The sequence below is a fragment of the Burkholderia paludis genome (assembly GCF_000732615.1).
Lineage (GTDB): Bacteria > Pseudomonadota > Gammaproteobacteria > Burkholderiales > Burkholderiaceae > Burkholderia > Burkholderia paludis.
This window is the reverse complement of record NZ_JPGL01000007.1, coordinates 38,757-59,618: the sequence shown is the minus strand read 5'-3', so window position 1 is coordinate 59,618 and position 20,862 is coordinate 38,757. Positions and strand designations below refer to the sequence as shown.

Sequence of the window (20,862 nt, the reverse complement as noted above, 5' to 3'; positions counted from 1 at the left end):
CGGCGCTTGCGACGGCAGCCTGACGCCTAACCGAGCGGCACGACACTTCCGAGCAGGATCCGCACGAGCGTCGCCTGCCGCGTGACACCCGTCTTCGAGAAGATCGCGCGCAGGTGCGTGCGCGCCGTGTTCTTGCTGATCCCCGATTCCTCCGCCGCTTCCTCGAGCGTCAGCCCGTTCGTCAGCAACAGCGCGAGCGACGTCTCGGCCGGCGTGAGGTCGAACAGCTTGCGGATGATCTCCTGCGCACCCTGCGGCTTGCGGTCGGGATCGAGCAGGAACAGCGTGACGGCCGGCCGCCGCTTGTTGTCCTCCGACCAGTCGGACAACAGCACCGTGCGCACCAGCAGCCCGAGGCGCGGCTTGTCGAAGCCGCGCGTGATCGGCATCGCCTCGACCGTCGCGGCGGCCGTGCCGTGGTGCCCCATCACTGCGTGGCGGATCAGCCGCTTCAGCGTGCGGTTCTCCAGTGCGTCGGTCGCCTCGATCGTGCCGCGCAATCGTCAGACCGTTGTTCTGCTTCAGGATCTCGTCGGCCACGCTGTTCAGGTCGATGATCGTGCCGTTCTCGTCGAGCGTGATCGTGCCGATCTGCATCCGGTTGATCGCGTTCGCATAGATCGAGCGCTCGACCTCGGCCGTGTCGAGCCGCGAATGCAGTTCGACCGCGCGCTTCAGGTGCGGCAGCAGCAGCGCGCAGATCGCCTTGTCGCGCGCGGAGAACTGCTTCGACGCGTGGTTGCGGCACACGCGGAACCGGCATTCGACGCCCGACGGCGCACGCAGGTCCGCGCTTAGGATGTAGCGCACGTCCTGCGGCTTCAGGAACTGCTTGTACAGCTCGCTCGACAGCCAGCCCGTGTCGCCGAACACGTCGTCGACCGTCACCACGCGGTCGGCCGGCAGGCCGACGAACGGGTCGAGCGAATAGTAATAGTTGTTGTACGACGCCTCGCCGTCGCCCGGCACGACCGGGCCGAATTCCGATGCGTGCACGGACAGCGGCGCGCGGCGGTCGCTCGCGGCCGCACGCAGGATCAGCGTCACGTAGTTCGCCTGCAGCCAGCGACGGACCCGTTCGAGCGCGCCGGCCCACGGCGGCGTCTCCAGCGGCCCCTGATAAATGCGCGCCATCAGCTCGCCGAACAACAGGCTATCGTTTGTTTTTGTTGAATACAGTCCCAGGTTTGTATTTTGACGATACATGCCATAGACTGTATTTTTCGAATACAAGCGATCGCCTGTCATCCAGCGGAGCGCCCGATGGCCTTTCCTGTCCAGACCTTGACCCAGTTGCGCCCGATCCTCATCGGCTTCCGGAAATCGGCGGGGCTCACCCAGGCGCAACTGGCCGCCCGCCTGGGCGTCACGCAGCAATCCTACGCGCAGCTCGAGGCCAACCCGTCGGCGGTCAGCATCGAACGGCTTTTCAAGGTGCTGAACACGCTGGGGGTCCGCATGACGCTCGCCCTCGGCACGCAGGACGCGTCCGCGCCATCGGCCGAACCCGAACCGACACCCGATGCCGCGCCGGCGGTTCGCAAGCCGGCCGCGCGCAAACGCGCACCCGATCCGGCGCGCGCCGCGACGGCCGCGAAAATCCCGGCCGGAAACCCGGCCGGCGCCGCGCGCAAGCAGCCGGCAGCAGCCACCCCGGGCAAGCCGCGGGTGTCGAAACGGGAGGACTGGTGACGATGGCCGCGCGTGCCCGCCACGACCGGCTCGACCTGTGGATGAACGGCATTCCGGTCGGCTGCTGGGAAGTCCGGCGCGGCGTCGAGCGTCTCGTCTACCTGCCGGGCTGGCTCGACGATCCGCAGGGGCGGCCGCTGTCGCTGTCGCTGCCCTTCACGCCCGGCAACCAGCCGCACCAGGGCGCGATCGTCGCCGATTACTTCGACAACCTGCTGCCCGACAGCGAGCCGATCCGCCGCCGTATCGCGCAGCGCTACCGGCTCGGCTCGACGGCGCCGTTCGAACTGCTCGCGTCGATCGGCCGCGATTGCGTCGGCGCGATCCAGATGCTGCCGCCCGGCGAAACGCCCGTCGATCTCGAGGCGATCGACGGCGTGACGCTCGACGACGCAGCCGTTGCCGACGTGCTGCGCCACGCGACCGCCGCGCCGCTGCCCGGCGACGCCGGGCCGGACGGCGACCTGCGCCTGTCGATCGCCGGCGCGCAGGAAAAGACCGCGTTGCTGCGCCACGGAAAGCGCTGGCTGCGGCCGTCGGGCAGCACGCCGACGACGCACATCTTCAAGCTGCCGCTCGGGCGTGTCGGGAACATGCAGGCCGACATGCGGACGTCCGTCGAGAACGAATGGCTGTGCTCGAAGCTCGTCGCCGAATACGGCCTGCCGGTCGCGCCGTACGAGATCGGCATGTTCGACGACCAGAAGGCGCTGATCGTCGAGCGCTTCGACCGCCGTCCGTCGCGCGACGGCTCGTGGATCCTGAGGTTGCCGCAGGAGGACATGTGCCAGGCGACCGGCACGCCGTCGGGCGCGAAATACGAGTCCGACGGCGGCCCGGGCATCGAAGCGATCATGGGCATCCTCGCGAATTCGGCCGGCGCCGCGCACGACCGGACGAATTTCTTCGTCGCGCAGCTCGTGTTCTGGGTGCTGGCGGCGATCGACGGCCACGCGAAGAACTTCAGCATCGCGCACCTGCCCGGCAACACGTATCGCAGCACGCCGCTGTACGACGTGCTGTCCGCGCATCCGATCATCGGCACGCGCCGCAACCAGTTGCCGCCGCGCCGCGCGCGGCTCGCGATGGCCGTGTGCGGGAAGAACCGCCACTACGTGATCGGCGAGATCCAGCCGCGCCACTGGATCGCGCAGGGCCAGCGCGTCGGCCTGACCGAAGACGACGTACGCGCCGCGATGGCGGCCGTCGCCGCGCGCACGGAGGCCGCGATCGCGGCAGCCGCCGCGCAGATCCCGGCTGATTTTCCGGCGGACGTCGCGGACGCGATCTTCGACGGCATGCGCCGCCAGAGCCGCAAGCTGGGCGCCGCCGGGTAGCGCCGACGCCGCTCGCGGCGCCCCGCTACTCGCCGGCGGCAAAGCGCCGGCAATGCTCCAGGTACCCCGCTTCGTGGCTGCTCACGAGCTGCACGATGCTGTTCCACAGCCACATCGGCGCATCGATCGTCTTCGCGCGGTTGCGCCCGAGTTCTGCACGCCATGCCTCGCGCGTCGGCTTGTCCATCTGCCGTGCGTGAGCGACGCCGACCACCATGCCGAGATAGCGGGCGACGTCGCATGCGTCGCCCTCGGCGAGCCGATCGATGTCGAGCTTCAGATCCTGCGGCAGCAGTTCGCGGATCACGACCGCGCGATCGAGCAGGCGCGCGGCGCGCATCCGCTCGCCGAGGGCCGGCGACAGGTGCCGCGCCCCTTCCACGACCCGCTCCGCGTTGTCGCGCGGCATCGCGGCCGTTTCATCGCGCGGCGCGGCGGCCGTCACGCCTTCCTTGATGTCCATCAGGCACAGGTCGTCGCCGTCGCTCACCTCGCCGTCGATGTCGAGCAGCACCGCGTACCGCAGCCGGCCGAGCGAGCTACAGCCTTTCACCCAGTACGCCGCGTCGAGCACGTCGACCTTGCCCGCGTCGTTGCGGCCCTTGAGGCCGGTGGCGAGCGCCGCGATCGCCTCGTCGCCGAACAGCGCGCCGATCGCGCGCGATTCCGGCGCACTCAGCGGCCAGAAGCGGCGGCCGAGCGGGATCGTCGGTGCCGGCCCGTCGATGCGTTCGGCGGCAAGCTGCCGCCACGAACGGCGCACGGCGCGCTTCATCACGACGTGGACCGGATCGGGGCGCTCGGGCCGCTTTGCCTTGCGGCTGCCAAAAGCGGACGCGTAGCCGGCCGTCATCGACTCCATCATGTGCACGATCGTCAGGCCCGCCAGCGCGGACCCGCGCGCGGCCGTCGCGAGCGAAAGCCCGAGGCGGATCAGGTCGTGAACGGGATTGCCGACGACCGTCTGGTCGAGATCGCGGATCTGCACGTCGACCTTCCCTTCGCTGTTCGCGACCGGGCCGAGATTGCCGGTATGACAATCGCCGCAGATCCAGATCGACGGCCCGTGCGGCAGCGCGCTGCCGTTGGTTTCGACGAGCCATTCGTAGAAGCGCGCCGTGTTGCCGCGCACGTACGCGTGCGGCGAGCGCGCCATCTTCCGGCGGCGCTCCCCGGTCAGGATCGCCTGGCGCTCGGCGGGTTTCGGAAGACGTTTGTGCTTCGGCGGCGACTGGCTGGCCATGCGGTTCTCCTGATGGACGCGTGGTGGGCGGCCTGCCGCTTCGGCACGACGCCGTTCATCGACATGTTCCTTCAAACAGTTTGACCGATGCACGCCGGGCGGCACCGCATGCGCTCCGTGCGAGCCGGACGCCCCTGTGCACGCGCCGAACCGCGTGCCGGCCGCGCGTGCGCGCATGAACCGTCCGGGCCGCGCGCCTCGGCCGCCGTGCCCGTTCAGCCCGCGTCGCGGGCGCGGGCAAGCGCCGCGAGATTCCCTTCCCCGAACCCGTGGTGCCCCTTGCGCTGCACGATCTCGAAGAATATCTCGCCTGGCCGGCGCTTGACGAAGGTCTGGAAGAACAGGCGCGGCACGCCGTCGCGGCCGATCTCGCCGTCGACCAGCACCGCGCGGCGGCGCAGCGCGTCGAGATCGACGCCGTGCCCCGGCAACCGCGCATCGACGTCGTCGTAGTAGCGGGCGGGCGGCTCGACGAACTCGACGCCGTTCGCACGCAGCGCGTCGACGCTGGCAAGGATGTCGTCGGTGGCCAGCGCGACGTGCTGCACGCCCTCGCCCGGATGGTCGGGCAGATACGCGTGCATCAGCTCCGTGCGCCGCGTGCCTTCCTCGTAGACCGGAATCCGCACCGCGCCGCACGGCGACACCATCACGCGCGACTCCTCCGACACATGCCAGTGCGCGTCGATTTCGTGGATCTCGCGAAAATGCAACAGGTCGTGGTAGAAATCCAGCCACTCCCGCATGCGCCCCGCGCCGACGGTCTGCGTGAAATGATCGACCTGCTGCAGGCCGACGCCCGCGCAGTCGAGATCGGTATGCGCGGTCGCGATGTCGATCGGCCGGAAATCGATGTCGAAGATCGAGATGTCGCCGACGCCGCCGCGCTGGCCGTCGCGCCCGCGCCAGCGGTCGACGAAATAGAGGTGCGAATCGCCGATGCCCTGGATCGCCGGGATCTTCAGCTCGCCGACACCGACCCGCTCGCCCTCGAACGCCCACGCGCCAAGCGCGATCGCCCGCTCGAACGCGCGCCGGGCGCTGGCCACGCGCAACCCGATCGCGCAAACGCCCATCCCGTACTCCTCCGCATAGCGCGCGGCGAACGACTCGGGCTCGGCGTTGATCAGGAAATGCATCTGCCCTTGCCGGTACAGCGTGACGTTCTTGCTGACATGCCGCGCGATCGCCTTGAACCCGAGCTGCCCGAAGCGCCGGGCAAGCGCATCCGGCACGGGCGCCGCGAATTCGACGAATTCGAGGCCGGCCATCCCGAGCGGATTGGCGGCCGGATCGGTGACGGGCGGCGTATCGCCGGACAGCGTGTGGGAATTGCCGGGCATTCCAGTCTCCGGGGGCATGCGGTCGATGGGGATCGGGCCTGTCGCGTGCGGCATGCGCGGCCGGGGCGGCGGCCGGGCATCCCCGCCGGACGGGCGAGTATTCGATGCTGCAGATTTTAACCAGATCGTTCACGGCGGCACACCCCGGCCGAACGGGATATCATCGCGCCGCCTAGTGCAAACCCGGAAAGCGTTCGATAATCGCACGGTCTTGAACGATAATCGCGCACGTTGTCCGGGTGGCCGATTGCCGCCGTGCGGCGCGGGCCCTATTCTCCGTTCACCCATCGACTTCAATGCAGCATCGGACGCGGCGCCGCCACGATTCCACGATGCGCCAAGCCAGGAGACACCGCCATGACCCCTACCTTCGACACCCTCGACCCTGCCGCGGGTGCCCGCGTGCGCAGCCAGGCCCGCAAGGCGGCGATCGGCAGCTTCGTCGGCGCCGTCGTCGACTGGTACGACTTCCTGCTGTACGGGATCGTCGCCGCGCTGGTCTTCAACTCCGCGTTCTTCCCGAAGGTCAGCCCGACGATGGGCACGCTCGCGGCGTTCGCGACCTTCGGCGTCGGTTTCCTGTTCCGGCCGCTCGGTGGCGTCGTGTTCGGCCACTATGGCGACCGGCTCGGCCGCAAGCGGATGCTGGTGCTGACCGTGATGCTGATGGGGCTGTCGACGGTCGCGATCGGCCTGCTGCCGACCTTCGCGACGATCGGCTGGTGGGCGCCCGTGCTGCTGGTGCTGATGCGTGCGATCCAGGGCTTCGCGGTCGGCGGCGAATGGGGCGGCGCGGCGCTGATGGCCGTCGAGAGCGCGCCGAAGCAAAGGAAGGCGTTCTACAGCAGCGGCGTGCAGGTCGGCTATGGCGTCGGCCTCGTGCTGGCCACCGGCATCGTGTCGCTGCTGAGCCACCTGCTCGGCGAAGCCGCGTTCAAGTCGTGGGCCTGGCGCCTGCCGTTCGTGTTCAGCATCGTGCTCGTGCTGATCGGGCTGTGGGTGCGCAAGAACATGGACGAATCGCAGGAGTTCGTCGAACAGGTCGAACACGGCAACCGCAAGCTGCGCCTGCCGGTGCTGGAAGCGCTGACGCGCCATCCGAAGGCGTTCCTGCTGATCGTCGCGCTGCGGCTCGCCGAACTCTTCACGATGTACATCGTCACCGCGTTCGCACTCAGCTATTCGACGACGAACCTCGGCATGTCGCGCGACCTGTTCCTCAATATCGGCCTGCTGGTCGGCGCGGTGAGCTGCATCACGATCCCGTGTTTCGCGTGGCTGGCCGACCGTTACGGCCTGCGCCGCATCTATCTGATCGGCGCGCTGATCGGCGTGGCGTCCGCGGTGCCGTTCTTCGTTGCGCTGGAGGCGCGGTCGATCGCGTGGATCGTGATTTTTGCGATCCTGCTGGCGAACGCCGCGCACGACATGGTCGTGAGCGTCCAGCAACCGCTGTTCACCGAGCTGTTCGGCGCCGAATACCGCTATAGCGGCGCGGGCGTCGGCTACCAGTTCGCGAGCGTGGTCGGCGGCGGGTTCACGCCCTTCATCGCCGTCGGCCTTGTCAGCCTCGCCGGCGGTTCGTGGCATCTCGTGGCCGGCTATCTCGCGGTGGGCTGCCTGATCTCGCTGGTGGTCGCCGCGCGGATGCGGGCCGCGCAGTGACGATGCAGACAGGACCGGCCGCGACGTGACGCGTGCAGGCTGCTTCCCGGCCGCATCGCGAGAGTGACGTCAAACACTGTCAGTTGCACGCAGCAATCCCCCCATTTCCCCTCCGAACATCCCACGCCGCCGGCCGACCAATGGCATCATATGGGCCTACGTCAGTCACCGATACGCCCCCATATCATGTCGAATCTCATCGTCCACGGCGGCACTCCGCTGCGCGGGGACATCAAGCCGTCCGCGAACAAGAACGCCGTCCTGCCGATTCTGTGCGCCACCCTGTTGACCGATCAACCGCTGCGCCTCGTCGGCGTGCCGGACATCACCGACGTCCGCAAGATCCTCGACATCTTCCGCACGCTGGGCAGCGACGTGTCGGTCGACTTCACGACCGGCCTGCTCGACCTCCACCATCGCGACACGAAGTTCGATCCGGCCGTCCACCGGCTGCCGGAGGCGATGCGCTCGTCGATCATGCTGATTCCGCCGTTGCTCGCGCGCTTCGGCGTCGCGCGCCTCGAGAACGACGTGAAGGGCTGCACGCTCGGCGTGCGCGAGATCGATCCGCACGTCGAGGTGTTCGAGCGTTTCGGCGCGCATATCGAGCGCACGCCCGATTCGCTGATCGTGCGCACCGACGGCCCGCTGACGGCCAACGATCACTGGCTCGACTACGCGTCGGTGACGACCACCGAGAACTTCGCGCTGTGCGCGACGGCCGCGAGCGGCACGTCGACCCTGATGAACGCCGCCTCCGAACCGCACGTGCAGGAGTTCTGCCAGTTCCTCGCGATGATCGGCGTCGCGATCGAGGGCATCGGCACGTCGCGGCTCTGCGTGACGGGCGGCGGCAAGCTGGGCGGCGGCGAGTTCCGCTTCGCCGAGGATTTCCACGAAATCGCGACGTTCCTCGCACTCGGCGCGATCACGGGCGGCGACATCACGGTGCGCAACTCGTCGCCCGAGCATTTCCCGCTGATCGACCGCACGTTCGCGAAGTTCGGCGTCAACGTCACGCACCGCGACGGGTGGTCGCGCGCGGAACGCGACGGCCCGCTGCGCGTGCGCCGGCCGTTCACGCAAAACATCCTGACCAAGGTGGAAGCCGCGCCGTGGCCGTACCTGCCGGTCGACCTGCTGCCGATCTTCATCGCACTCGGCGTGCGCGCGGAAGGCAGCGCGATGTTCTGGAACAAGGTGTACGACGGCGCGCTCGGCTGGTCCGGCGAACTGTCGAAGTTCGGCGCGCACGTGCTGCTCTCCGATCCGCACCGGCTGATCACGTTCGGCGGGCTGCAGCTGACGCCGGCACGCGTCGAGAGCCCGTACATCATCCGTGTCGCGATCGCGCTGCTGATGGTGGCCGCGAGCATCGAAGGCCGCTCGGAAATCATGAACGCGCTGCCGATCCGCCGCGCGCACCCGCATTTCGTCGAGAACCTGCGCTCGGTCGGCGCAAACGTCGAGTGGACGAGCAGCGAGTAATGCCCTGACGGGTGCGGCGCGCGACGCGGGCGCCGCATTCCGCCATCGGCTTCGACGGGCCGCCGGCTGCTTCCGCGTTACTCGCCTTCCCCGCACCCGGCGTCGCCGGCGCCCATGTGGTCGAACCCGTAAAGCATCACGGCCGTCGTGCCGCGCGCGGGGTCGCTCGGGCGTTTCGCAACGCGCTCGTCGAGCGCGTCCGACGGATACTGGATGCTCGTGTTCATCAGGTTGTCCGGCTGCGACCGCAGTTCCGCTTCGGTCAGCCTGGTTCCCTCCGCGCGCGGCAACCCGAAGGCACGGCGCACCTCCGCCTCGTTCCACGTGCCCTTCAGCGTGACCGTGACCATCTGCAGCGCGCCATGCTCCCAGTCCAGTTCGACCTTCGTCGCGAGCGGGTGCACGCCGGCCGCGAGCCGGTCGGGGAACGCGGGGCCCTCGTAGTACGCCTTCGTATTCCTGCACGCGTCGCCGGTGTTCCGGTACTTCTTCAGCGAGCAATTGAAGCGCTTGTCGCGATAGCCGAACGACGTTTCGAAATAGCAGCCGAATTCGGGCGACGTCATGCGCGGCCACGCGCGGATGTCGACGGTCGGCTTCTGGAGCGTCGCGGCGGTCGCGGGATTCGCCGCGGCAAGCAGCGACGCGGCCGCGACGAGCACGGCCAATGCGGATTCTCGGAGTTTCATCGTTTTCTGTTCCAGTCTGGCCGGCGATTCTAGCGCGGCTGCGCCTGCGCGGCCGATTCGCGCGATAATCGCCCGCACCCGCGCGATCACCGCGCACCCAAGCGCCGATTCCGACGATGAAAAAGCCCGAACTCGACCGACGCGACTGGATTGCCGGCCTCGAAAAAGGCCTGACGATCCTCGAGGCCTTCGACAGCCAGCACGCACGCATGACGCCCACGCAGGCCGCCGCGCGCACCGGCCTCACGCGCACGGCCGCGCGGCGCTACCTGCTGACGCTCGAATCGCTCGGCTACGTCTACACCGACGGCAAGCTGTACGGCCTGACGCCGCGGGTGCTGCGGGTCGGCTGGTCGTACTTCGATTCGGCGCGGCTGCCGCGCACGGTGCAGCCCTATCTGCAGCAACTGAGCGCGTCGCTGAACGAGTCGGCATATGTGAGCGTGCTCGACGGCTGGGAACTCGTGTTCATCGCGCGCAATGGCGTGTCGCGCGTGATGACGACCGGCTTCGTGCTCGGCGCGCGCGTGCCGGCCCCGCTGACGTCGCCGGGCGTCGTGCTGCTCGCCCATCATCCCGATCGCGAAGCCGTGCGCGCGTGGCTCGACGACACCGAACTGCCGCCGTTCACGCCGCACACGATCACCAACAAGGCGCGTCTGCTCGAACAGGTCGACCGGGCACGCGACGCCGGTTTCGCGGCGATCGAGCAGCAATTGCAGGTTGGCGTGCGCGGAATCGCGGTGCCGTTGAAGAACCGTCACGGCGAAGTGGTCGCCGCGTTGAGCACGAACATGCCGATCGGCGCGGAGACGACCGACGCCGCGCTACGGCGCGTGCTGCCGCACCTGCAGGAAGCCGCGCTCGCGATGCTGAACGTGCTGTAGCGAAAGCGACAGCGGCGGCCCTAACCGCGACCGTGCCGTCCAGCCCCTCGCAGTCTCGCCCCCCCTTGCGGGAACCGGCGGCCCGCCGCCCGTCTCACCCGATCCGCCACCATCGCGGCAGCAGCTCGCGCACTTCGCGCCGCCGGTAACGGTCGTCGATCAGATGCACGACGCCTTCGTCGTGTTCGGTACGGATCACGCGCCCGGCCGCCTGCACGACCTTCTGCAGCCCCGGATACAGGTACATGTAGTCGTAGCCGTTGCCGAAGCGGGCCTCCATCGCGCGCCGCATCTGCTCGTTGACGTCATTGACCTGCGGCAGCCCGAGCGTCGCGATGAACGCCCCGATCAGCCGTTCGCCGACCAGATCCACGCCCTCCGAGAACGCGCCGCCCAGCACCGCGAAGCCGACGCCGCGCCCGCCTGCGTCGAAGCGCGCGAGAAACGCATCGCGCTCGCTTTCGGCCATGCCGGGCGCCTGCGCCCACACGGGCACGTCCGGATGGCGCGTCTGCATCAGCGCGACCACACGCCCCAGGTAGTCGAAGCTGCTCAGGAACCCGAGGTAGTTGCCGGGCCGCGTCGCGTATTGCGCGGCGATCAGGTCGGCGATCGGTTCGAGCGACCGGTCGCGGTCGCGCCAGCGCGTCGACACGTGGCTCGCGACGCGCACCGTCAGTTGCTCGGCGCGGAACGGCCCGTCGACGTCGAGCCAGCCGGTATCGGCAGGCAAGCCGAGCGTGTCGCGGTAGAAGTGGAACGGGCTCAGCGTGCCCGAGAACAGCACGGTCGCATGCGCGGCTTCATGGCGCTGCGCGAGAAAGCCGGCCGGGATCACGTTGCGCACGCACAGCGTCGACTGGACGCGGCGCCGGCGGCCGGCCGGCCCGACGCCGTCGAGCGCCGGCTGGCGCGGCGCCGGTTCGCCGTGCAGCGTCGCATCGAAGATCGACGCGCTGTCGAACGCTTCCGCGAGCACGCCGAACTGGATCGCCTCGAAATGAAAACGCAGCAGCGCGTCGCCGTTCGCACGCGGCGCGTCGGTCAGGTGTTCGCCGATCGTCGCGACGAGGTTCTGCACGGCCGACACGATCGGGCCCGGCACGTCGGGATAGGCGGCGTAGCGCTCGGCCTGCGCGCGACCGAGCGTGCCCCAGGCGCGCGCGAGCCGGTCGAACGCCTTGCGCAGCGGCGCGGGCGCGGCTTCGCGCGCGGCCGCGAACGCGTGCGGGTCGAGCGAGGCGCTGTACATCTTGCGCGCGCGGTCGAGCAGGTTGTGCGCTTCGTCGACGAGCACCCCGACGCGCCACTGGTTCTGCTGCGCGAGCGTGTGCAGCATCGCGCTGCCGTCGTAGTAATAGTTGTAGTCGCCGATCATCATGTCCGACCAGCGCGCCAGCTCCTGGGCCAGGTAATACGGGCAGACCTCGTGCGCGAGCGCGGCCGCGCGCACGGTATCGCGATCGAGCAGGCCGGCCTCGATCGCCGCATCGCGCGCGGCCGGCAGCCGGTCGTAGAAGCCCTTCGCGAGCGGGCACGATTCGCCGTGGCACGCGCTGTCGGGATGCTCGCACGCCTTGTCGCGCGCGACGAGTTCCAGCACGCGCAGCGGCAGCGCGGGCGTGCCGGCGCCGAGCGTCGCGGCCGCCTCGAGCGCGAGCGCGCGGCCGGGCGTTTTCGCGGTGAGGAAGAACACGTGGTCGAGCTCGCCCGCGCCGCACGCCTTCAGCAGCGGGAACACGGTGCCGACCGTCTTGCCGATGCCGGTCGGCGCCTGCGCCATCAGGCAGCGTTCGTCGCGCGCCGCGCGATAGACCGCCACCGCCAGCTCGCGCTGGCCGCTGCGGAACTGTCCGTGCGGAAACGCGAGGGCGCGCAGCGCCGCGTCGCGCGCCGCGCGATGGGCCGTCTCGCGCTCGGCCCAGCCGACGAAGCACGCGCATTGTTCCGCGAAGAACGCCGCGAGCGCGCCCGCGTCCAGCGTTTCGGTCAATACGGTCTCGCGCTCCGACACGATGTCGAAATACACGAGCGCGACGTCGATTTCCGCGAGGCCGCGCGCCTCGCACATCAGGTGCGCATAGACCTTCGCCTGCGCCCAGTGCAGCGCGCGATGGTTGGCCGGCATCGCATCGAGGCTGCCGCGATAGGTCTTGATTTCCTCGATGCGATTCGCGACGGGATCGTAGCCGTCTGCGCGGCCCCGCACGGCAAGCGTGCCCCAGGTGCCGGCGAGCGCGATTTCGGTCTCGTAGCGCACGCCGCGCTTCGACGTGACCGCGCCGTGGCCGGCAATGCCTTCGAGCGCGGTCGGCGCGGGCGTGAAGCGCAGGTCGAGATCGCCGCGTCGCGCGGTGAATTCGCACATCGCCCGCACCGCGACGACGTAGCTCATGCGGACAGCCCCGCCGCTTCGGCGTGCGCGACGCCCTCGCCGGCCCACTCGACATCGACCACGCGCACCGGGATGCCGTGCGCGACGCAGTACGCGAGCCAGCGCGTCTGGTTGTCCTGCAGCCGGTCGCCGGGGCCTTTCACCTCGATCAGCTCGTAGCGGCGTTCGCCGGGCCAGAAGCGAACCAGGTCGGGCAGCCCCGAGCGGTTGGCGCGGATATCCGCGAGCAGGCGCGTGAACCACAGCCGCAAGTGCTCGGGCGGCAGGCACGCGAGCGCCTCGTCGAGCAAGGCGTCGGTCAGCACGCCCCAGAACACGAACGGCGACTGCAACCCCGCCTTCGTCGCGAAATGCCGGCGGATCGTGTCGCGATACGCGCCCGAATCGAGCTGCGCGAAGCATGCGGCGAACGCGTCCGCACGGCGCGCGACGAAATCCGGCGCGTGCAGGTCGGCCGGGCCGCGCTGGAACGGGTGAAAGAACGCCCCCGGCACGGCCGTGAACACGGGCTCCCAGCACAGCAGCCCGAACAGCGAGTTGATCAGCGTGTTCTCGACGTAATGCACCGGCGAGGCCGGCTGCGCGAGATGGTCGCGCACCGCGAATTCGACGCTGACGAACGCATCGGGACGCGCGAGCACCAGCGTCTCGCGCGGCACGTCGGCCGCGGCCGCCGCCCGTTCGACGCGCCGGCCGAGGCGGCGCTGCAGGCGCGGCAGCATGCGCTCGACGCGCTGCCGCTCCTCGTCGCTCTCGAAGCCGCCGCGCGCATCGAGCGCCAGCGCGAGTGCATCGTCGTCGCGCCCGCAGCGTTCGAGCACGCGGATGCGCCGGTGCCGGCTGCCGGGCCACGCGCTGCGCGCATATGCGTCGAGCGCGGCGGCCCAGTCGGCGCGGCGTTCGGCCGCCTGCCCCAGCGCGAACAGCAGCTTCGCGCGGCGCGTCGCGAGCCACGGCTGCGCGCAGCCGACCGCGTCGACCGCTCGCAGCAGGTCGTCGAACGGCAGGTCGTCGGGCCACGCGTCGAGTGCATCGCGGCACACCTGCAGCGCGAGATACGCGTCGACGTCGCCGCGCTGCTGGAACGCCCGTGACGACGGCGCGATCGGCACGCTCTCGTACTGGAACACGCCGAGATCGGCGAGCACGAACTCGCTCCAGTCCTGATGGAGATTGCCGAAGAACATCAGGCGCAGCCGCTCGCACAGCGGGCCGATCGTCACGCGCAACACGCGGTCGACGGCCTGCGCGCACCACGCGTCGAGCGGCTTCGCGGCGTCGTGCGCGGGCCGCAGCCGTTCGAGCCATTCGGGCTTGCGCTCGCCGGCATGCGCGGCGAGCGACGGGAAGATGCGCAGCAGATCGGCCTTGGTCGACAGCGTGAACAGGTCGTCGAGCGTCAGCGCGGGCGCCGGGTCGACCCAGCCGAGATCGACGAGCGGCGCGGCCGCGTCGAGCGCGCAGCCAATTTCGTCGTACACGAGCTTGCTGGCGCGGAAGTCGGACCCGTTGCGCATCAGCATCCGCACGAGCAGCGCGCGCGACGCCTGCGGCAACGTGGCGAACTGCCGGACGAACGCGCGCTCGTGCGCGTCGAACAGGTCGTCGTAACGCTCGCCGAGCCAGGCCAGCGCGCGTTCGAAATTGGTCAGGTAGTAAAACGCCGGGGGTGTCGGCGAAGCAGGCGTCACGGGATTTGATCACTGTACGTTTGTACAGGTCGGAATCATAGCAAATATGACGCGACATGCCGCACGCCGTGCGGCCTCCCGCCTGCCCGGCCGCCGTCAGAACTCGTAGTTCACCGACATGTCGAACACGCCGTTGGTCGATTGCTGCGTGATCGGGCTGCGCGCGGCGCGGCCGACGAGCTGTTCGAGCGCGCCGTCGATCGTGACGAACCAGTGCTTGTTCACGAACCACGCCATCGTCACGCCCGCACCGACCGACTTGAGCCCCGCGCCGGACGAATAGGCCGGCAGCCCGGAGCGCGCGGCGGCGTCCGCGTTCACGCCGAACCAGCTGTTCATGTAGCGCGAGTCGGCGAACGACACGGTCGGCCCCGCGAACCAGAAGAAGTGCTCGTTGCTGCCCGGCAGCGGCATGTAGGCGGAGAAATCGCCGACCCAGCCGTTCGAGCCGCCGACGCTGCGCCGGACATCCGCGCGCAGCACCAGCGGAAACTCCTTCGAGATCACGTAGTCGGCCGACAGTTTCATCACCGGCGCCGCATTGATGTTGTCGAGCCCGTTCAGGTGCTCGGCATCGTCGGCCGAGCGGCGCCCGAGGTCGTAGCCGACGGACAGGCTCACGCGCCAGTTCGGCCCGCGCAGCACGTTCGCGCCGAGCCCCTCGCCGGTCGACAGGAAGAACAGGTCGCGGTAGCGGATGTCGACATTCGGGCCGCCCATCACGCGGTAGCGATCGGAGCCGGGATAGCGCGGCTGCAGGGTCATCGCGGCGCCCAGGCTGACATCCCAGACGGGGACGTTCGGATCGTACAGTTTCTCGAGCGGCACGCCCGCCGAATATTGCCATTCGCCGAGCGGCGAAGGCGTCTGGGCCGCCGCGTCGCGGGCGCCGGCCGCGGCGAGCGCCGCGCATGCCGACAGGCCGGAGAAGAACCGGCGTGCGCCGGGAGAGAGCAACGGACGAGCATCAATCATCAAGGCGGCCCCTGTCGGTTGCGAGTAACGAACCCGAAGAAAAGCGCATCGCATCGGCCGCCTCGGCGGGCCTGCGACGCGAACGTAGTGTGCGCTGAATTAACGGACATCCTACGCGACGTGCACGCGGACGCAAAGCGCCTGCTGCGCGCGGGCACCTTGCCGCATGCGTCGACGAGCCGGCGAGGTGCGGGCTGCGACGCCAATCGCCGTCGCAGCAGACACGCGCGTCGTCACGTATCCTGTCCGGGCGGCCTGCACGACGACGGCGTACCGCCGCCGCCCCGCGCAGCCGCCGGGTACGCAGCCATGTCGCGTGCGCCCGGACCCACGACCCAGGAGGTTCGACCATGACCGTTCACGCCACCGGCCGCCACGACGCCGTACCGCCGGCTGCCGGACCGTTCCGGTTCGGCACGTCACGCCCGCCGTCCGACGACAGGACGGAGGAGCGCATCGACGAGGGGCTCGAAGAGACGTTTCCGGCCAGCGACCCGCCGGCCGTCGGCGGCGCGACCCGTATCGACCCGGCGAAGCCGACCGGCGAGACCGGGCATCGGGCGCCGCACACGCCCTCGCCGCCCCCCGAGCGCGGCTGACGGCGGCCCCCGGTGTCGCGCCGCGCGACGCGGCCGTTACCGGGGGCGACCGCCGGGTGACGCGTTACGCGACCTTGAACCGCCCGACCGTCGTCGCCAGCGCATTCGCCTGCGACTGCAGCGCGGTCGCGGCGGCGGTCGACTGTTCGACCAGCGCCGCGTTCTGCTGCACCATCTCGTCGAGCTGCGTGACCGCGCGATTCACTTCCTGGATGCCGCGGGTCTGCTCGTTTGCCGCGTGCGTGATCTCGGAGATGATCGTCGTCACGTTCGACACGTTGGAGACGATCTCGCGCATCGTGTCGCCGGCCTGACGCACCTGCCCGGAGCCGGCCGACACGCTCGCGACCGTCGATTCGACCAGCACCTTCACTTCGCGCGCGGCCTGCGCGCTGCGTTGCGCGAGGCTGCGCACTTCCTGTGCGACGACCGCGAAGCCGCGGCCCTGCTCGCCCGCGCGCGCCGCCTCGACAGCCGCGTTCAGCGCGAGGATGTTGGTCTGGAACGCGATCCCGTCGATCACGCCGATGATGTCGCCGATCCGGCCCGATGCTTCCTCGATCTTCTCCATCGTCGCGACCACGTCCGACACGACCACGCCGCCGTGCGAAGCGATCCGCGATGCGGCCGCCGCCCGTTCGTCGGCCTGGCCGGCCGCCGCGGCCGACTGGCCGACGGTCGCGGTGATTTCTTCCATCGATGCGGCCGTTTCCTCGAGGCTCGCCGCCGCCGATTCGGTGCGCGACGACAGATCCTGGTTGCCCGCCGCGATTTCGTTCGCGGCCGTGCGCACCGATTCGCTTGCATCGCGGATCTGGCGCATCACATCGTTCAGCTTGTCGACGAAACTGTTGAACGAACGCGCGATGTCCGAGACTTCGTCGCTGCCGTCGGCCGGCAGGCGCTGCGTCAGGTCGCCGGCGCCCGAGCCGATCGCGGACATCGCCTGGCGCACCTGCGACAGGCGGCGGAACGCGGTCGCGGTAATCGCGCCGATGATCAGCGACGCGACGCCGACGATCACGACCAGCGTGATCAGCGACGCGGTCAGCAGCGAGTGCATCCCCGCCGTCGCGTCGGACTTGTCGAGCAGGACCAGCGCGTACCAGTCGGTGCCCGGCACCGGCCGCGCGCGGACCAGCTTCGCGTCGCCGCCCACGCTCACCTCGACGGGCGCGGTGGCGGCCGCGATCGTCGCACCGTTCGTCGCACCGAGTTCGGGCGACACGTCGGCGACTGCCTTCAGCGTGAGTTTCGGGTCCGGATGCGCGACCACGTGGCCGTTGCTGTCGATCAACATCCCGAAGCTCGCGGGCGTCGGGTGGATCGATTTCACGTTCGCGATCACGGTGTCCATCGCGACGTCGGCGGCGACCACGCCCTTCAGCCCGCCGTCACGCAGGATCGGCACGGCGAAGGTGACAACGAGGTTGCCCGTGCCGGCATCGACGTACGGCGGCGTGACGACCGGCTTGCCGGCCTGCGCGGCCTGCTTGTACCACGGCCGGCCGGTCGGGTCGTAATCGGGCGGAATCCCGGTCGGGTCGGAGAAGTGGAACGTCTTGTCGGCATAACCCGCGTAGACGTTCGTGAAACCGCCGGCCGCGGCCATCTGCTTGAACACCGGCAGCGGATCGGGCGTCAGCGCCGCATCCTGCAGCGACGCGATCATCCGGCTCCGGGTGGCGACCCAGTCGGCGATCCCGACCACATGGCCGCTTGCGACTGAGGTCAGGTTGCGGTCGATCGCGTCGTCGTTGTACGAGCGCGCGATGAAGTAGTTGATCAGCGTGGTGGCGACAAGCGCGAATACAACGATGGCAACGCTGGCGGCAAGAATGCGAGCGCGGATGGACGAGAGCATGGCAACGACTCGGTAAGGGAGCGCGAACGCCCGGTGGACGAATTCCACGGGTAAACGGCAATCGCGTCGCTTACTTGAGGCCGCTGTGACATTTATGTGAAAGGTATGACGAAACGCATGGTCGCGGATCGCAGGATTGACGGGATGGCCGTACCCGCCCGGCGCCGTCTGCGCAGGCCGCCGCGCGCGGCGACCACGGTGGCGGTCTCGCGCACGGGAATCAAGGGCCGAGCCACGCCGGCCGGTCGCCCCGGGAGGATGCGTGCCGCGCGACCGGGAGCCGGCCGGAGCGCTGCGAGGGATTACGTGACTCGCGGCGTCAGCCGCAGCGCGCGAGCGTTACAGGCGATGGCTCGGGCGCGGATCGGATTCCGAAGGCGGCGTACCGGCCCGCGTATCGCCGCCGAGATCGTCCTGCTGCCGCATCCGCTCGCGCAGGTGGCGAATCGCGAACACGTGGATGTAGTCGTGCACGCGCGCACCGGACGACAGCACGCGCACTTCGTCGTCGAGCATCGCACGCAACTGATCCGAACCGATCGCGCGCTGCGCGGCGGCTTCCTTGAGTGAATCGAGCAAACTGTCCTTGGACATCGACAGACTCCTGACGGTCGAGGAACGAAAAGAAGACGTTACCGGAAGCTTAAAGACTGGACGGACGCGCGGCGTGCGATGCGCCGGCGCGTGTTTGCGCGCGATCAACGGCACATTGCATGCCGCTTTCCGGTTCGTCGCCGAACCGGCCGCGCAAAGCCCGCGAACGGGCCTGGAAACCCTGCCACGCCACCCCGGGGGCGCGGCACCGGCCGCCGGGCAGACGATGGAACGCCGCGCGACGTCGATGCAGTCGGCAACTTAGACCGGCCGAAATCATGCGTCAAGGGACGCTTGCCGCGCGCGGCGCATTCGTCCGAACGAACGGGCGCAACCGTCGCCGAACCGGCCGATCGGCCGCGGCGCGTGTCAGCGAATTCCGATACGCACCGCGCAATACCTGACAGCGACTTCAGCGCGCGCTGCTTGGCGGCGCGCGATCGCCACACGATACTGGTGCCATGGACGTAACGTTCATACAGGCCATCGCCCAGCCGGCCGCCGAGCCGGCATGCGGGGTCTGGCGCAGGAGACCATCATGGCACATCGCAACTTCCCGGCCCGGGACGGCCAGCGGCGCGCGGCGGACAACGCGCGCGCCCTGCCCGTCCGGGTCGTAACGGCCGGCAACGGCCCGTCGGACAACCTCGACGCCTTGCTCGCCCTTGCACGGGAGGCCGGGCTGCTGGTGACGCTCGACGGGCAGATCGGCCGCGAGAAATACCAGAGCGTCGCGGGCTCGGTGCTCGCGCTGCAACGGTTCGCCGCGGCGCTCTGCGCCCGTACCGCGCCCGACGCGCCGGCCACGTCGGAGCCTCGCCGCAAGGCACGCCCGGGCTGGCCGCACGCGAACCGTCTGCGCAACCGCACGTGCAGCATCTGCGCGCCGTTGCATGTCGCGCGGCAGCGCCCGCAGGTACGCCGCGGCGCGGTGCGCCGGCATGAGTCGCGCTCGATGCCTCGCACGCCTTGAGCGCGCGGGCAGCCGGCGCGGTACGGGGCCGCGCCAAGGCTGCACGCCACACACAACCGCGGCAGCGCATGTCGCGCACGAACGGCGGCATCGACAATGCTTCCTGCGGGGATGGAAATCCAGACGGGGCCAACGACACACAAGCGGAAAGCGGACGGGGTGACATGCACCCCGCCCGTCCTCCAAGGCAGCCGTGGCTGCCTACCCTCGTGCCAGAGAGTTTCTGACCGGATCGCGCACCGTGCCGTGCAGCGGTGACGATCCTGAAATGATGCGACGGCGGGGAGTGCACCGTCGGGCGTCGCCCTGGACGAGCGGCTTCGACCCGTCCGGGCACGCATGACAGACCGCATGCATGACCGGATGTTCCGTCAATGTCTCACGCGATATGTGCGCCGTTTCTGATGCAGGTCAATCCAAACCCGCTTTGATCGTGACAACGCGCGCCTCATTCGGTAGCGCGCACGAGCAGCACCGGGACCTGTGCAAGGTGCGCCACGCGGCGCGCGACGCTGCCGACCAGCCACGCGGCAATGCCGCGCCGGCCATGCGTGCCGACCACCAGCAATTCCGCGCGCCAGTGCACGGCGTCGCGCATCAGCGCATGGGCCACGTCGTCGCTGGTCGGACGGGTCTCGACGATGCCGCGCTTGGTCGGATTCCCGGTTGCGTGGAACAGCGGCCCGATCTTCGCGAGCGCTTCCTCGCCCTCCGCGCGGTACGCATCCTCGAGTGCGCGCACGGGGACGATATCCGTCAGACGAACCGCGCGATCGATCACGTACGCCGCGTACAGCAACGTCGTCGGCGCCGCGAAGCCGAGCCCGACATGCGCCGCGTGCAGCGACGGCTCGCTGCCGTCCACCGCGAACATCAGCCGTTGCAGATCGCCGTCCGACGGCCGTGCATAGGCGGCCGGCACGATCAGCAGCGCGCAGCGTGCGCGCGTCGTCAGCGAGTCGGACGTCGCGCCTTCGACGAGCCGCAGCAGCCCGTGATGCGGATTCGCGCCGACCACCAGCACATCCGCGCGCCACGCCGACGTGTCGCCCACCAGTGCATCGGCAACCGTGCCGCCTGTCGTCGACGTATCGACGATGACCTGCTCGACCTCGATGCCCGCACCGTCGAACAGCGCCGCGATCCGCGCGCAGGTGGCGTGCGCTTCGCGCAGCATGTCGTCGCGCGCGGACGTCAGCAGCGCGTCGATGCGCGGGATGTCGGGGAGCGCGAGGCGCGGGTTGTCGATTGCGCAGACGATGCGCAACCGCATGCCGGGACGCAGCAGCGTGCGTGCGTAGCGCGCGGCGGACAGCGATTCGGGCGTCGAATCGACGGCCAGCGCGATTCGCTCGAGCGTCGGGATGGACTGGGCAGGCTGCATGGCGAAGGCCTCCGTGCGAAAGACGACGGGCGCTTCGCGCGCA

General features: G+C 69.6%; 17 protein-coding genes and 1 pseudogene. 8 read left to right on the top strand and 10 right to left on the bottom strand.

The annotated features are described in order from the left end of the window. Nucleotides 1–26 precede the first annotated feature (26 nt). Nucleotides 27–1,206 (bottom strand): annotated as a pseudogene (locus GQ56_RS47010) (helix-turn-helix transcriptional regulator). A 57-nt stretch (nucleotides 1,207–1,263) separates the two neighbouring features. On the opposite strand from GQ56_RS47010, the gene GQ56_RS0104155 reads away from it, so the two are divergent. Both GQ56_RS0104155 and GQ56_RS0104150 read left to right on the top strand, forming a co-directional pair. Then, complete coding sequence (locus GQ56_RS0104155) at nucleotides 1,264–1,692, top strand: helix-turn-helix domain-containing protein (RefSeq protein ID WP_031397450.1); 429 nt, start codon at nucleotides 1,264–1,266, stop codon at nucleotides 1,690–1,692. A gap of 2 nt (nucleotides 1,693–1,694) precedes the next feature. Next, nucleotides 1,695–3,029, top strand: coding sequence for a type II toxin-antitoxin system HipA family toxin (locus GQ56_RS0104150; protein WP_031397449.1), 1,335 nt, complete (start codon nucleotides 1,695–1,697; stop codon nucleotides 3,027–3,029). Between the two features lie 25 nt (nucleotides 3,030–3,054). On the opposite strand, the gene GQ56_RS0104145 is transcribed toward GQ56_RS0104150, so the two are convergent. Then, complete coding sequence (locus GQ56_RS0104145) at nucleotides 3,055–4,272, bottom strand: DUF2252 family protein (RefSeq protein WP_031397448.1); 1,218 nt, start codon at nucleotides 4,270–4,272, stop codon at nucleotides 3,055–3,057. A 215-nt stretch (nucleotides 4,273–4,487) separates the two neighbouring features. Then, nucleotides 4,488–5,615: a 4-hydroxyphenylpyruvate dioxygenase family protein gene (locus tag GQ56_RS0104140; RefSeq protein ID WP_031397447.1), complete on the bottom strand. Its 1,128-nt coding sequence runs from the start codon at nucleotides 5,613–5,615 to the stop codon at nucleotides 4,488–4,490. A gap of 357 nt (nucleotides 5,616–5,972) precedes the next feature. Here GQ56_RS0104140 and shiA point away from each other — a divergent pair, with 357 nt between their 5' ends. Both shiA and GQ56_RS43855 read left to right on the top strand, forming a co-directional pair. Further along, nucleotides 5,973–7,280, top strand: a complete 1,308-nt coding sequence (shiA, locus tag GQ56_RS43860) for a shikimate transporter (RefSeq protein ID WP_031397446.1) — start codon at nucleotides 5,973–5,975, stop codon at nucleotides 7,278–7,280. A gap of 186 nt (nucleotides 7,281–7,466) precedes the next feature. Then, complete coding sequence (locus GQ56_RS43855) at nucleotides 7,467–8,768, top strand: UDP-N-acetylglucosamine 1-carboxyvinyltransferase (protein ID WP_031397445.1); 1,302 nt, start codon at nucleotides 7,467–7,469, stop codon at nucleotides 8,766–8,768. Between the two features lie 77 nt (nucleotides 8,769–8,845). Here GQ56_RS43855 and GQ56_RS0104125 read toward each other — a convergent pair whose 3' ends face one another. Then, on the bottom strand, nucleotides 8,846–9,457 hold the full coding sequence (locus GQ56_RS0104125; RefSeq protein WP_031397444.1) for a hypothetical protein: 612 nt from the start codon (nucleotides 9,455–9,457) through the stop codon (nucleotides 8,846–8,848). 116 nt (nucleotides 9,458–9,573) lie between these two features. Between GQ56_RS0104125 and GQ56_RS0104120 the strand changes: the two genes are divergently transcribed. Continuing rightward, nucleotides 9,574–10,344 carry an IclR family transcriptional regulator domain-containing protein gene (locus tag GQ56_RS0104120; protein ID WP_031397443.1) on the top strand — a complete coding sequence of 257 codons (771 nt, stop codon included), beginning with the start codon at nucleotides 9,574–9,576 and terminating at the stop codon, nucleotides 10,342–10,344. Nucleotides 10,345–10,438: 94 nt separating this feature from the next. Here the strand turns inward: GQ56_RS0104120 and GQ56_RS0104115 are convergent, their stop codons facing one another. The 3 genes from GQ56_RS0104115 to GQ56_RS0104105 all read right to left on the bottom strand — a co-directional run bounded on the left by GQ56_RS0104115 (nucleotide 10,439) and on the right by GQ56_RS0104105 (nucleotide 15,405). Beyond that, nucleotides 10,439–12,739, bottom strand: a complete 2,301-nt coding sequence (locus tag GQ56_RS0104115; RefSeq protein WP_031397442.1) for a helicase C-terminal domain-containing protein — start codon at nucleotides 12,737–12,739, stop codon at nucleotides 10,439–10,441. Next, nucleotides 12,736–14,430, bottom strand: coding sequence for a VRR-NUC domain-containing protein (locus GQ56_RS0104110; RefSeq protein WP_031397441.1), 1,695 nt, complete (start codon nucleotides 14,428–14,430; stop codon nucleotides 12,736–12,738). The genes GQ56_RS0104115 and GQ56_RS0104110 overlap by 4 nt, the downstream gene beginning before the upstream one ends. Before the next feature lie 96 nt (nucleotides 14,431–14,526). After that, nucleotides 14,527–15,405, bottom strand: coding sequence for a MipA/OmpV family protein (locus GQ56_RS0104105; RefSeq protein WP_031397440.1), 879 nt, complete (start codon nucleotides 15,403–15,405; stop codon nucleotides 14,527–14,529). A gap of 350 nt (nucleotides 15,406–15,755) precedes the next feature. Between GQ56_RS0104105 and GQ56_RS0104100 the strand changes: the two genes are divergently transcribed. Beyond that, nucleotides 15,756–16,004 (top strand): hypothetical protein, encoded by a 249-nt coding sequence (locus tag GQ56_RS0104100; RefSeq protein ID WP_031397439.1) that lies wholly within the window; start codon nucleotides 15,756–15,758, stop codon nucleotides 16,002–16,004. 64 nt (nucleotides 16,005–16,068) lie between these two features. Here the strand turns inward: GQ56_RS0104100 and GQ56_RS0104095 are convergent, their stop codons facing one another. Continuing rightward, on the bottom strand, nucleotides 16,069–17,868 hold the full coding sequence (locus GQ56_RS0104095) for a methyl-accepting chemotaxis protein (protein WP_031397438.1): 1,800 nt from the start codon (nucleotides 17,866–17,868) through the stop codon (nucleotides 16,069–16,071). 339 nt (nucleotides 17,869–18,207) lie between these two features. Continuing rightward, complete coding sequence (locus GQ56_RS0104090; protein WP_031397437.1) at nucleotides 18,208–18,462, bottom strand: DUF3562 domain-containing protein; 255 nt, start codon at nucleotides 18,460–18,462, stop codon at nucleotides 18,208–18,210. Here GQ56_RS0104090 and GQ56_RS43850 point away from each other — a divergent pair. Next, nucleotides 18,455–18,727 carry a hypothetical protein gene (locus GQ56_RS43850; protein ID WP_152601626.1) on the top strand — a complete coding sequence of 91 codons (273 nt, stop codon included), beginning with the start codon at nucleotides 18,455–18,457 and terminating at the stop codon, nucleotides 18,725–18,727. The two genes, GQ56_RS0104090 and GQ56_RS43850, sit on opposite strands and share 8 nt — an antisense overlap. Before the next feature lie 273 nt (nucleotides 18,728–19,000). Continuing rightward, nucleotides 19,001–19,435 (top strand): hypothetical protein, encoded by a 435-nt coding sequence (locus tag GQ56_RS0104085; protein ID WP_031397436.1) that lies wholly within the window; start codon nucleotides 19,001–19,003, stop codon nucleotides 19,433–19,435. Nucleotides 19,436–19,883: 448 nt separating this feature from the next. On the opposite strand, the gene GQ56_RS0104080 is transcribed toward GQ56_RS0104085, so the two are convergent. Further along, nucleotides 19,884–20,819, bottom strand: coding sequence for a universal stress protein (locus GQ56_RS0104080; protein ID WP_031397435.1), 936 nt, complete (start codon nucleotides 20,817–20,819; stop codon nucleotides 19,884–19,886). Between the last annotated feature and the right edge of the window lie 43 nt (nucleotides 20,820–20,862).

Coding starts and splice junctions, on each gene's coding strand:
- GQ56_RS0104155 (WP_031397450.1), top strand. CDS start 1,264: ATGGCCTTTCCTGTCCAGACCTTGACCCAGTTGCGCCCGATCCTCATC.
- GQ56_RS0104150 (WP_031397449.1), top strand. CDS start 1,695: ATGGCCGCGCGTGCCCGCCACGACCGGCTCGACCTGTGGATGAACGGC.
- GQ56_RS0104145 (WP_031397448.1), bottom strand. CDS start 4,272: ATGGCCAGCCAGTCGCCGCCGAAGCACAAACGTCTTCCGAAACCCGCC.
- GQ56_RS0104140 (WP_031397447.1), bottom strand. CDS start 5,615: ATGCCCGGCAATTCCCACACGCTGTCCGGCGATACGCCGCCCGTCACC.
- shiA (WP_031397446.1), top strand. CDS start 5,973: ATGACCCCTACCTTCGACACCCTCGACCCTGCCGCGGGTGCCCGCGTG.
- GQ56_RS43855 (WP_031397445.1), top strand. CDS start 7,467: ATGTCGAATCTCATCGTCCACGGCGGCACTCCGCTGCGCGGGGACATC.
- GQ56_RS0104125 (WP_031397444.1), bottom strand. CDS start 9,457: ATGAAACTCCGAGAATCCGCATTGGCCGTGCTCGTCGCGGCCGCGTCG.
- GQ56_RS0104120 (WP_031397443.1), top strand. CDS start 9,574: ATGAAAAAGCCCGAACTCGACCGACGCGACTGGATTGCCGGCCTCGAA.
- GQ56_RS0104115 (WP_031397442.1), bottom strand. CDS start 12,739: ATGAGCTACGTCGTCGCGGTGCGGGCGATGTGCGAATTCACCGCGCGA.
- GQ56_RS0104105 (WP_031397440.1), bottom strand. CDS start 15,405: ATGATTGATGCTCGTCCGTTGCTCTCTCCCGGCGCACGCCGGTTCTTC.
- GQ56_RS0104100 (WP_031397439.1), top strand. CDS start 15,756: ATGACCGTTCACGCCACCGGCCGCCACGACGCCGTACCGCCGGCTGCC.
- GQ56_RS0104095 (WP_031397438.1), bottom strand. CDS start 17,868: ATGCTCTCGTCCATCCGCGCTCGCATTCTTGCCGCCAGCGTTGCCATC.
- GQ56_RS0104090 (WP_031397437.1), bottom strand. CDS start 18,462: ATGTCCAAGGACAGTTTGCTCGATTCACTCAAGGAAGCCGCCGCGCAG.
- GQ56_RS0104085 (WP_031397436.1), top strand. CDS start 19,001: ATGGCACATCGCAACTTCCCGGCCCGGGACGGCCAGCGGCGCGCGGCG.
- GQ56_RS0104080 (WP_031397435.1), bottom strand. CDS start 20,819: ATGCAGCCTGCCCAGTCCATCCCGACGCTCGAGCGAATCGCGCTGGCC.